11 protein-coding genes are annotated in these 11,812 nt (G+C 35.7%); 9 read left to right on the top strand and 2 right to left on the bottom strand.

Going from position 1 to position 11,812, the window contains the following annotated elements; genetic code table 11:
* The 3 genes from msrA to trmD form a co-directional block, all read left to right on the top strand.
* Window positions 1–519: peptide-methionine (S)-S-oxide reductase MsrA (gene msrA / locus ABWO41_RS09725; protein WP_353137117.1), on the top strand; the 519-nt coding region annotated here is incomplete at its 5' end.
* Window positions 520–539: 20 nt separating this feature from the next.
* Window positions 540–1,064 (top strand): ribosome maturation factor RimM, encoded by a 525-nt coding sequence (gene rimM, locus ABWO41_RS09720; protein WP_353137114.1) that lies wholly within the window; start codon window positions 540–542, stop codon window positions 1,062–1,064.
* Between the two features lie 7 nt (window positions 1,065–1,071).
* A complete protein-coding gene (trmD, locus tag ABWO41_RS09715; RefSeq protein ID WP_353137123.1) occupies window positions 1,072–1,746 on the top strand; it encodes a tRNA (guanosine(37)-N1)-methyltransferase TrmD in 675 nt (224 codons plus the stop codon).
* On the opposite strand, the gene ABWO41_RS09710 is transcribed toward trmD, so the two are convergent.
* Window positions 1,747–2,103, bottom strand: coding sequence for a hypothetical protein (locus tag ABWO41_RS09710; RefSeq protein ID WP_353137111.1), 357 nt, complete (start codon window positions 2,101–2,103; stop codon window positions 1,747–1,749).
* Window positions 2,104–2,242: 139 nt separating this feature from the next.
* On the opposite strand from ABWO41_RS09710, the gene ABWO41_RS09705 reads away from it, so the two are divergent.
* From ABWO41_RS09705 to ABWO41_RS09690, 4 genes are all read left to right on the top strand, one after another.
* Complete coding sequence (locus ABWO41_RS09705) at window positions 2,243–2,509, top strand: hypothetical protein (protein ID WP_353137108.1); 267 nt, start codon at window positions 2,243–2,245, stop codon at window positions 2,507–2,509.
* A complete protein-coding gene (locus ABWO41_RS09700) occupies window positions 2,510–3,181 on the top strand; it encodes a histidine kinase (RefSeq protein WP_353137105.1) in 672 nt (223 codons plus the stop codon). It abuts the gene before it with no gap.
* Window positions 3,182–3,356: 175 nt separating this feature from the next.
* Window positions 3,357–3,701: a 50S ribosomal protein L19 gene (gene rplS, locus ABWO41_RS09695; protein ID WP_013633867.1), complete on the top strand. Its 345-nt coding sequence runs from the start codon at window positions 3,357–3,359 to the stop codon at window positions 3,699–3,701.
* 72 nt (window positions 3,702–3,773) lie between these two features.
* Window positions 3,774–4,595 carry a tRNA threonylcarbamoyladenosine dehydratase gene (locus ABWO41_RS09690; RefSeq protein WP_353137102.1) on the top strand — a complete coding sequence of 274 codons (822 nt, stop codon included), beginning with the start codon at window positions 3,774–3,776 and terminating at the stop codon, window positions 4,593–4,595.
* 160 nt (window positions 4,596–4,755) lie between these two features.
* Here ABWO41_RS09690 and ABWO41_RS09685 read toward each other — a convergent pair whose 3' ends face one another.
* On the bottom strand, window positions 4,756–5,118 hold the full coding sequence (locus tag ABWO41_RS09685) for an ORF6N domain-containing protein (RefSeq protein ID WP_353137120.1): 363 nt from the start codon (window positions 5,116–5,118) through the stop codon (window positions 4,756–4,758).
* A 289-nt stretch (window positions 5,119–5,407) separates the two neighbouring features.
* On the opposite strand from ABWO41_RS09685, the gene ABWO41_RS09680 reads away from it, so the two are divergent.
* The gene (locus tag ABWO41_RS09680; protein ID WP_353137099.1) at window positions 5,408–8,626 is read left to right on the top strand and encodes a UvrD-helicase domain-containing protein; all 3,219 of its coding nucleotides are present in this window, start codon (window positions 5,408–5,410) and stop codon (window positions 8,624–8,626) included.
* A gap of 7 nt (window positions 8,627–8,633) precedes the next feature.
* On the top strand, window positions 8,634–11,594 hold the full coding sequence (locus ABWO41_RS09675) for a PD-(D/E)XK nuclease family protein (RefSeq protein ID WP_353137096.1): 2,961 nt from the start codon (window positions 8,634–8,636) through the stop codon (window positions 11,592–11,594).
* Window positions 11,595–11,812 lie beyond the last annotated feature (218 nt).

Raw genomic sequence — 11,812 nt, 5'->3', positions numbered from 1 at the left:
GCATTTGCTGCAGGATGTTTTTGGTGTACAGAACATGTTTTTGAGTCGGTTTTTGGGGTAGATTCTGCGGTTTCAGGCTATGCCGGTGGACACACTAAAAATCCAACATATGAGCAGGTTTGTACAGAAACAACAGGACATGCCGAAGCTACTTTGGTATACTATGATCCTAAAAAAGTAAGTTATAAAGATCTGGTTCAGGTGTTTTTTGATTCCCATGATCCGACAACAAAAAACAGGCAGGGACCAGATGTAGGTTCTTCGTATCGGTCGGTATTGTTTTATCAAAATCTACAAGAAAAAGAAATCGCTCAGGACATTATCAGAAATCTGGTAAAGAATAAAGTTTTTTCTAAAACCATAGTTACAGAACTTGCTCAACTGAATGTGTTTTACAGAGCAGAAGAAGAGCATCAGAACTTTGTTAAGCGTAACCCCCTACAACCTTATGTTCGTGGAGTGTCTAACCCCCGGTTCGAGAAATTCAAGCTAAAGACCGCGCTCCCATTAAAAGAGTAAATTTCATACCTTTGCGCCAGATGAAGTCAGAAGAATTTGTTGAGATTGGTTATATTACCAAAACGCATGGGTTAAAAGGAGATGTTCAGGTTGCTTTTACTTATCATGAACCCGAGAAATTGAAAATGAATGCTGTTTTTCTGGAAATTGCGGGAAAAATGGTGCCTTATTTCGTTTCCGGTTTCAAGTTGTCTCAGCAAACTACAGGTTATTTTTTGTTTGAAGATATAGATCATATAGACAAGGCGAAAGCTTTGGTGAAAAAGAAAGTCTTCTTACAACAAAAACTGATGCCGAAGAAAAAGAAAGAGGAATTTACCTTTAAAGATTTACAGGGTTTTACAGCTATAGATAGCCAACATGGCGAGTTGGGTGAAATCCTGAGTGTAAGAGAGTACCCTCAGCAATTTTTGGCAACGGTAAATTATCAGGAAAAAGAGATCCTTTTTCCGCTCTCGGAAGACTTCATTGAAGATATCGATATTGCAAACAGAGTTTTAAAGATAGATTTACCCGAAGGGTTATTAGATGTTTATTTAAGCTAAGATGGGAATGCGTTTCGATATTATTACCGTTTTACCAGGGTTGCTGGAAAGCCCTTTTGCTCATTCTATTTTACAAAGAGCACAGAAGAAAGGCTTAGCAGAAATCTATGTACACGACCTAAGAGATTACTCTGCAAATAAACATAAAAGCGTTGATGATTATCCGTATGGCGGTGGTAGTGGAATGGTGATGCAGATAGAGCCTTTCGCGAATTGTATAGAAAAGCTACAGTCCGAAAGAGAATATGATGAAATTATCTTTATGACGCCAGATGGTGTTACGCTCAACCAGGATATTGCCAATGGCTTGTCCCTTAAAAAGAATATTATCATTTTAGCAGGTCATTATAAAGGAATAGACCAGCGAATAAGAGATCTTTATGTAACTAAAGAGATTTCTATTGGAGATTATGTTCTGTCTGGCGGAGAGCTTCCTGCGGCTATTGTGGTAGATGCGGTTGTTAGACTTTTGCCTGGAGTTTTATCTGATGAAACTTCTGCGCTTTCAGATTCTTTTCAAGGAGAATTGTTAGATGCACCTGTTTATTCCAGGCCGGCAGATTGGAGAGGACATAAGGTTCCGGATGTTTTGTTGAGTGGAAATCAGTCAAAAATAGAGCAATGGCGTTACGAACAGTCTTTAAAAAGAACACAAGAGCGTAGACCTGACTTATTGGAGTAACTAATTTTTATTAGTAAGTAGCTCGATAATTTTATCTTTATCCTTAAGCTGGTTTTTAAGGCTTTCGGTTAATTGTTTGTACATTTCAACCTTAGCATTTGAAATAGAGTATCGCTGTTCAAATTCTTCTGTTTTAAACTCTCCGTCTTCCAAAGTATACTTAACACCTATTCCAAATAGCACATTAGGAGATACTTCCAGTACTTCGGCTATTTTTTTGAGATCGGTATATTTAACAGACTCTTTGATCAAACTTAGTCTGAAACCATCAAAAGTTTTGCCTACCTGCTGTGCAAGCCAACTTAAAGAACGCTCTCTTTCTTTTAAAAGGTTATCAACAATATCTTTTAATTTCATAAAAAAATATGTAACTATTTTGAACTTTATTTATTGTTTCTTATTTTTATTTGTAATATTTGCTAAATAAAATTAGGTTGATTAAAAAATCTTAGGCAAACTACACAAAATTTTGGATTTTTTCACAAAAAAATGCTTTATGTATAAGTACAAGATAAATGAGTTGCTTGCTAATCTGCCCATGAAGGATTATAAAAAAGCGATGAAGTTGATCCCTAAAATATTAGGTGTTTCTTCAAATACATTTCTCAATTATAGAAGCATATTAGCAGATGAAGAAAAAGACATACCTTATCAAAAGGTGGTTATTATAGAAAAAATATTTGCATTGGAAGCGGGTACATTGATCAATGTAAAGACAAGTCAGAAAACTATTTATGAATTATTAGATGAACAGGAGGTCTGAATGTTAACGAAGGAAATAAATATAGAGAAATCGCTAAGTGATCATTTAATTAGTCTTATCAATCATGATATAAGAGCGCCAATGAAAAATTTCGCTTATTTTCTTTCTTTGTATGAAAAAGAAGAGATCGGTAATCAGAATTTTGATTTTATTGAAATGTTGCAGGTTTTCTTTAATTCTTCTTCCTTTTTGATGGAAAATTATATCCTTTGGAAAAGGATAATTGATAGGCAACTTGGATATAAGCAGGATTCTTTTGTGCTCTTACCTATTGCTAATGAGATAAAAGTGGCATTTTTATCCTATCTGGTAGATAAACAAGTGCATTTAGGCTTTAACTTCGATACAAATCAATGTCTTGAAACAAGCGAAGAAGTTTTCAGGTTTGTTTTAAAAAATGTGATTTATACGATTCTTAACTATAGCAACAAAGGCAATGCAGTTTATGTAGAGCTAAAAGAAGAGGGTAAGTGTTTGGAAGTGAGATCTATAGATTTATTTATTCCGCCTGGAAAATTGGCTTTTATGTTTAACATGGAAGAGTATAAAAACGTTTCGGGTAAAGATATAGGTGTTTTATTGAGTATACACCTCCTTAAGATATTTAATGGCGAGATTCTTTATGAACAATATGATTCAGGAGAAAGCATCTTTAAACTTTATTTTAATTAGGGGTTTTCGATATTTTTGATAGCTAAGTAATTCTTGTCCAAAAAGGTAAACCGAAATAAATACTGTAAAATTTTCAGATTAGTTTTTATTTTAGAAAAAAAAGACCTAATATTGCACTCCGAAATTTTCGGTGCGATTAGCAATTTAAAGAATCGTATTTAATCAGCATATAGTCATGGATTTAGTAAAATTTGTAGAAGAGCAGGTTGTAGCAAAGAAAGAATTACCTGCATTTAAATCTGGAGATACAATCAGCGTTCACTATAAAATTCGTGAAGGAAACAAAGAGCGTGTTCAGGTTTATCAAGGGGTAGTTATCCAGAGAAACAGTGCTGGTTCTACTGAAACTTTCACTGTTCGTAAAATTTCTAACGGTGTAGGTGTAGAACGTATCTTCCCTGTAAATTCTCCTAATATAGAAAAAGTTGAAGTACACAGCATTGGTAAAGTACGTAGAGCAAAATTATTCTACTTACGTAATCTTACTGGTAAAGCTGCTCGTATTAAAGCTAAAAGATAATATTACTTCTATTAAAATATTAAGACCCTTTTGGTATTCAAAAGGGTTTTTTTGTATTCGAAAATACTTCTCATGTCAGATTTAAGTTGGTTGTCGCGTTCTGCCTTATTGGTTGGAAACGATGGAATAGAAACCCTTCAAAAGAAACATGTTTTAGTTGTTGGATTAGGTGGTGTAGGCTCTTTCGCTGCAGAATTTATTTGCAGGGCGGGAGTTGGTGAAATGACTATTGTGGATGGCGATGTTGTAGACCCATCTAATAGGAACAGGCAATTACCTGCTCTGGCGACAAACCATGGTGTTAGTAAAGCCGAAATTATGGAAGAACGCTTGCTGGCAATCAACCCTGAACTTAAACTGCATGTGATTAAAGAGTTTTTATCGCCGCAAAAATGTAAGGAACTTTTAAGTACTCAAAAGTTCGACTATGTGGCGGACTGTATTGATAGCATTACTCCAAAACTGTTGCTGCTTTCTACAGCATTAGAGTTCAATTTGCCAATTGCAAGTTCTATGGGAGCTGGAGGTAAAGTAGATCCAACAAAGCTAAGAACAACCTATTTAACCGATACATGGGAATGTGTTTTTGCGCAGTATATACGCAAACGGTTGAAAAAAATGGTTAATGCATCTTCTATAAAAGCAGTATTTTCGATAGAAAAGGTGATGAAGGAATCTTTGGTCATGACCGACGGGAGCAACTTCAAGCTTTCTGCTTATGGTACTATTTCGTATTTACCTGCTGCTTTTGGAGGTGGAATAGCTTCTATAGTTATTCGTGATTTGCTAGGACTGCCGGTAGATATTGAAAAACGCCCAAATTTTATAGCAAAAGACAAGGACAAAAAGAAGAAAAAGAAAAACGCGAAGAAGAAAGAAGATGTTAAGGAATAGGCTCTTAGCGCATTCCTTCAGCAAAAATAGTAATTTTGGCGATAGTTAAATTTGAATAACGGACCTCTGTCTGAGACGATTTTTTATGCACCGTTCTCACTTGAGTCACAAATTGTGACTTCAAGATCAATTAGCGATTACAGACCATCCTGCATATATCCTATCCTTTTTCTGCTTTTGAGGTATTTTCTTTTTCGGATAATTCATCAAGATATTTAAAAATGACTTCGATGTTCTGATCCTGGTTTCGAATACTCTTTTTAAGTTTTTCAAGTTCCATAACAATATTAGCATTGTCAGAAAGCATTTTTCTGAAATAATTGAAGATCCGCATAATCTGTATGTTTACTTGTATCGCTTTTTTACTGTTCAGCACGCTGGATAGCATTAAAACGCCATGTTCGGTAAAAGCATAGGGAAGAGTTCTTCTTCCTCCCCAACTTGAGGTCGCAAATAGCGACTTCAAGTTTTGAAACTCATATTCAGTCAGCTGAAACATAAAGTCTTCGGGGAAACGATCTATATTTCGTTTTACCTGCTCATTAATTCTGTTTGTGTCTATACCTACAATAAAGCTAAATCACTATCTAACATTACTTTCTGTTCTCTGATATTGTAAATCTTGTCAACAACAGCTTCGTTTGGAATAATTGATTGTAATTGGTTATCCATGGAAATAATAATCAAATAAATATAGAAAAATATTATCTTTAAACAAGCACTGCTCTTAAAGGAATATAGTTTGACGTAACTTTATCCAAATCTCAAATAAGAGTCTTTTTAATTTTTAATTTTGATTTCAGACTTACAACATGCAAAAACCGCTTAAAAGACTTCAGGCATCCGCTGGTTCAGGAAAGACGTTCAGTTTGGCTGTTCACTATCTTACTTTGCTGTTCAGCAATGAAATCAAATATCGGGAGATATTGGCCGTAACCTTTACCAATAAGGCTACGGAAGAAATGAAGACCAGAATTTTAGAAGTACTGAAAGGCTTAGCGGAAAATAGTGATGATACCGGAATTGAAAGCTATCGCAAGCTGATACTACAAGCTTATCCTGCATTTACCCGGGAAAAATTGAGTGAAAAGGCAGATATAATATATAGAAAGATTTTACATGATTACAGTCGTTTTTCTGTAAATACCATTGATGGTTTCGTTCAAAAAGTAATTCGTGGTTTTGCATTTGAGCTAGGGTTAGATGCCTCCTATTCTTTAGAAATGAATATCGATAAGGTGAAAGAGAATTTGGTAGAGCGTTTGGATAAAGAGTTGGACAAACAGCCTGAGTTAGTACAATGGATTATCAGATTAGCTAAAGAAAGAATAGAAGACAATAAAAGCTGGAATTATAAAAGTGAACTGTTAAATCTTACCGGAGAAATTTTTAAAGAGCGTTTTGCAGTTTTTGAACAGGCTTTACAACAAATAGGTCTGGAAAATGCCAATGAGGTTTTTCTGGACTTTGCAAAAATATCTAAAGAAAGCGTTGTCCTTTTTGAAAAGGAAGTTGTAGAACTATCGCAGAAAGCTTTGACTGTATTAGAACGTTTTGAAGTAACGCAAGATGAATTAAGGGGAAAGAGCAGAAGTCCGCTTTTGCGATTGAATAAACTTGCCGGAAAAGATTTTAAAGATTACTCGAAGTTATTTGTGCTGGTAGATGCGCCGGAAGACGAATGGTTTCAGAAAAATGCTTCAACAGATGCTTATGCGGAAGTTAACGCTTTATTAAAAGAGCTGGAAAGACATTTTTCAGAATTCTATTCTAATTATGTCCTTCATCAGCAGTTTAATAAAAATGTGTATTTCCTAAGGTTGATGGTAGAATTAGTTGCTTTGCTAAAAGATTATCGGGAAGAAAGCGGTAACCTTTTAATTAGCGACGCACAAAACTTATTGACCGGGATTACAGATGATGCGGGAGATAATCCCTCTTTCATTTGGGAAAAGATTGGCAATAAATACAGAAACTTCCTGTTCGATGAATTTCAGGATACTTCGGTTAGTCAATGGGGAAGCTTTAAATCTTTAGTACAAAATGCTATTGCAGAACCAAGCGGAGAGCTGACAGACAATTTGATAGTGGGGGATACCAAACAATCTATTTACCGTTGGCGAAATGGAGACTGGAATATTTTACATTCCGGTGTAAAGAAAGATTTAGGTGAACATAATGTTTTGGATGATCAACTGGAAGAAAATTACAGAAGCTCTACAGAAATCATCCGCTTCAATAATGAGCTTTATCATAAATTACCGGGCCTGATTCAGCATAAGATTAACGCCGAAGTTTCTGAAGTTGAAGACAAAAATCTGAGTAACTGGTGGCAGGCAAATGAATATCAGGAAGTTATTGAAAATGTCTATCATCAATCTGAACAAAAGATAACACCTAATACACCAGACGGTGGCGTGGTGAAAATTAAAAGATTTGTAAAAAAGGAAGAACAGGAAGGTATATTTTCAGAAACAGTTTTCAGGGAATATGCTCTAGAATATCTGGTAGAGGAAATCATTGAGCTAAAAGCCAATCAAGCTTATCAATATAGAGACATCAGTGTGCTGGTGCGTTCCAACAAAGAAGCAGTTGCCGTTGTCGAGGCGTTGATGCAAGCACAAATTCCTGTTGTTTCGGGCGAGGCACTGTTAATTGGCAACAATACCGCAATTAAATTAATTGTCAATACTTTATGTGCTTTGGTCGGTTATGAAGAAAATACGTCTTTGTATAAGGCGAATTGTATTGCACTTTATCATAAAATAACCGGAAAACCTGTTCAGCCCAATAGTTATTTAGGGTTGCGTTTTAAATCGCTGGAACAATTGGGGCATTTATTACCGCGGGAGTTATGTGAAAAGGCTAATCTCTGGATTCAGTTTCCTTTGCCGGAACTGGTTGAAAAGATCATTAAAGCCTATGATTTAGACGCTCAGGGAACTTATTTACCCTATCTGCTGGCTTTCAGAGATCTTGTTGGCAATGCAACCAGACAGGGCGAAAAAGGCATTCATAGCTTTTTGAGTTGGTGGGACGAAGATGGTATTTCTAAAACATTACCATCGCCCGAAGAAGCTAATGCCGTACAGGTTTTAACTATCCACAAATCTAAAGGATTGGCATTTAGGGCCGTTTTTATTCCTTTCTGTGATCTGGGTTTAAGCGGAAAAAGCAATAGTGTATTTTGGGTGCCCGCTCAAGAAACCCCTTATGCACTTTTGGGAAGTATTCCGTTAAAGTATTCAAAAGAACTGGCCAATTCTTCAGTCGCCAAATACTATTTCGAAGAAGAATTATATAGCTATATGGATAGTTTGAATATGATTTATGTAGCCACAACGAGAGCAAAGGATTATCTGTTTATCGGAATAAAGGGAAGCGAAAAAAACGAAGGTAAATCCATCGGTGATTTATTCAGCTTGATTTATCAGGATCAGTTTGATGAAGATGGATTAATGATTCAGGGGAATTATATCCATAAACAGACAAAAGAATCTGCGAAGAATATCATTCCGTTAAAGACCTACCCTACTTCAGACAGGATTACAGAAATTTACGAAACTGTCGAAGACCGCCATGCCAATCATTTATTAAATATCGAACAGTCGGGCAGGAAAGGAAGTATCTTACATGATATTCTGGCCAATGTGAATAATCAGGAAGATATAATTTCTTATGTAGATGATTTGAATATTCAAGGTATTGTTTCTGCTGATGAAAAGGCAGAGTTTGTCCAATCGGCGAACGAAGTGCTGTTACATCCTGAATTGCAATACCTCTTGTCCAGAGCGAAAAGAACTATAGAAGAAAAAGGCATTATAGATGAATTGGGGAAACAACATCGTCCAGATAAAATTCTGGTCTGTGATGATGAGCTTATTATTTTGGATTACAAATTCACCAATAAAGAGCATGATACACATATTTCACAATTAGCTGAATATAAACATTTATTGCTGGCTATGGGGTATCCAAAAGTAAGCGCTTATTTGTTTTATGCATTAACCAAAAAATTGAAAGCTATTTAAGTTCCACATGAAACCGTTTTTAAAAGAAGTTGCCGAAGATTTAGTAGCTCAGTTTGGAGATAAGCTGCAGCATTGCGCTATTGTTTTCAATAATAAAAGACCATCAGCATATTTACAGAAATATTTGGCAGAGCTTTATCAAAAGCCATTTTGGAGTCCCACTTTTTTCACCATTCAGGAACTTTTTGCTAAATCGACAAACTATAAAATCGCGGATTTCTATGCGCAATTCTTTACGCTTTATAAATTATACAATCAGCTTTTGGCAAAAGAGAATTTGGGTTCATTGGATATGGCGCAGTTTTTTCCAATTGCAAAGATTATCTTAAGCGATTTTTCTCAGATAGATAACGATTTGGTAGATGCCAACAGGCTGTATCACGAGTTGGAGGATATCGCTTTAATCAATCAGCAGTTTGATTTCTTGTCTCCAGAACAACATGAGTTTCTGTCACAGTTTTGGACATCCTATTCTGAAGGTAAACACAAGCGACAGCAAGAGAATTTTATCAAAATGTGGCGGAGAATGCCTTTGTTATATAAATCCTTTCATGAAGAATTAGCCCGACAGAAGCTGCAAACAATGGGAATGGCTTATCGGAATCTGGCAGAAGATAAACATGATAACAAAGCCTTTTTACAGGAATTTGGTGAATGTAAACTAATATTTATAGGTTTTAATGCCTTAACAAAAGCAGAAGCAAAAGTTTTTAAACGTCTGCAGGAAGCTGATTTAGCCAGATTCTATTTTGATACCGATGCCTATTATTTAAAAGATCCTTTGCAGGAAGCCGGTTTGTTCCTTAGGAAAAATATAGACCGGATAGGTTTAGTTAATGCGTTGGACAGCCAAAAAGCTTTTATAAAAGAGAAAATAAGGCCGGTAGATATCTACAAAGTTCAGGGACATAATGTACAGGCTAAAATCCTGAATGACATTGTTCAGGATGAATATGTCCAATTAGCGATTAACAAAGATTATGGAGATACCGCTATTGTATTGGCAGACGAGTCTTTGTTGTTGCCAACTTTGCAGACTATTCCTTCGAAATTGAAAGATCCTGTAGGAAATGAAACTGGTTTGGAAGTAAACTTGAATGTAACAATGGGAGTTTCCTTTGTTTCTTCGACGTTGTTCGGTTTGGCAGATTTATGGCTGACTATCCAGAAAAGTATCCATCAGTTTAAACCAGGAGAGGAAATTACTTTTTCTTTCAAGAATGTGGAAGCATTTTTATCTCATCCGTTGGTTGGCTTAAGTGAAAAGATGCGGGAGAAAATATTGAAAGCTTTTGTAACAGAACAGATTGTACAGGTTCCGCAAAGTAGATTACTTCCGCAAAAAGGCATATTTATAGATTTTTTCCAAAAGATAAGTGAGTCGGTTGCTGTTGTTAAGGGCTTAAAAGATGCTTTGGAAGCTATTTTGAAAAGACAGCTATACGTAAAGAATCTGAAAAAAATAGACTCGGAATTATTCATTAAAACCATACAGGAACTCAATCGCTTGTACGACACGCTTTCTAAACATGTAAATGAAGGTAAACAGGTTTTAGAGGTAGGTTTTGTAATTTCACTTATTCAAAAAACGCTGCAAAGTGTATCTGTTCCGTTAAGTGGAAGTCCGTTACATGGTTTGCAGGTAATGGGATTACTGGAAAGCCGTAACCTGAATTTCAAGCATGTGGTTCTTTTGGGGCTAAATGACGGAATCGTCCCCAAAACAACTATTGGAAACAGTTTTATCCCGGATAGCTTACGACGAGTTTACGGCTTACCGGTTTTGGAAAATCAGGATGCCATTTCCGCTTATATGTTTTATAGATTAATTCAGCGAGCAGAAAAAGTAAGTGTGGTTTACAACAGCCTAACGGATGAAAGCAATTCTGGAGAACCAAGCCGTTTCTTAAAACAGCTGGAATATGAAAGTGGATGGAATTTCAATTATTTCCATCAGGAAATGAATGTGGAAGTAGAAAAAAGCGAAGCAACAGAAATTGAGAAAACCGATGAGATTATGAAAGTGCTGAATGACTTTTCTACCGGAAGAAGAACACTTTCTGCTTCGGCATTGACAACTTATATTGCTAATCCGATTGATTTCTTTTTCAATTACATTGCCGGGATAAAAGAACCAGAGGAGGTTCATGAAGTGGTTGAAGCGAATGATCTGGGTTCTATCCTTCATGGAACAATGGAAGATTTCTATAATTCCCTAAAATCAGAAAGTACATACATTACCCAGGAACGTATTGCCGAAAAACGTAAAGATATTCTGGCTTTGATTAAAACCAATTTTAATAAGATTATATATGACAATGCGGAAAGGCAAACTAACTTTTCGGGAATGCAGCTGGTGGTTTTAGCAATTGTAGAAGAATATTGTAATATTATTCTCAATTACGATGAAAAATGTGCTCCTTTTACTATTGTCCAAATGGAAGAGGCTATGATTGTTCCTTACACATTTATGGACGCAGCGGGGAATGAGAAAACAATCCATATTAAAGGAATTATAGACCGTGTAGATTTAACCAGTGAAGGAATTACCCGCATTGTTGATTATAAAACAGGTTCAGATAAACTGTCTTATCACAGCATTGAAGAAAGTTTCAATACCCATGGCAAGAACCTTAACAAGGCCCTGGTACAAACGCTTTTCTATACGTATGTTTTTGAGCAAGCCAAGAACCTGAAGTTTGTAGAACCTAATCTTTATGTCCTGAAAGTCATGAATAAAGAAGGTGTGCTGTTTCAGTCTTATCGAAAAGTTGATGATGGAAAAGGCGGGACAAAGCGTACAAAATTGAATTTAAGCAATGAGTTCCTGATAGAAGAAAAGGAAATTTTCTTAAATGAATTAAATAAAAAACTGGCAGAACTTTTTGACCAAAATACACCGTTTAGAGTAAGTGAAAACCCGTTAAACTATCAGTATTCGAAGTACACGACTTTAATGAGGAGATAAGAAATAATAAAATTGCTTTGTGCTTCCATACCTCATCTAAAAAAGGATATCTCATCGTGTTGGTGAGTAAAGTCTTTTCTGGAGTTAAGTTTTGTTTTCAATCTTGGAATAATTTCAAAAAATCTGCCGGAGTTTTGACACCTATAAAAGAACTGTCCAGCCTTAAAAATCAATATAAATATACGCATCATTTTGTGTTGCAAAAAACGACCCGTAAG

Origin of the sequence: Pseudopedobacter sp. (assembly GCF_040392825.1) — a bacterium.
GTDB lineage: Bacteria > Bacteroidota > Bacteroidia > Sphingobacteriales > Sphingobacteriaceae > Pseudopedobacter.
Note: the sequence above shows the minus strand (reverse complement) of the source record. Positions and strands in the feature narration are given on the sequence as shown.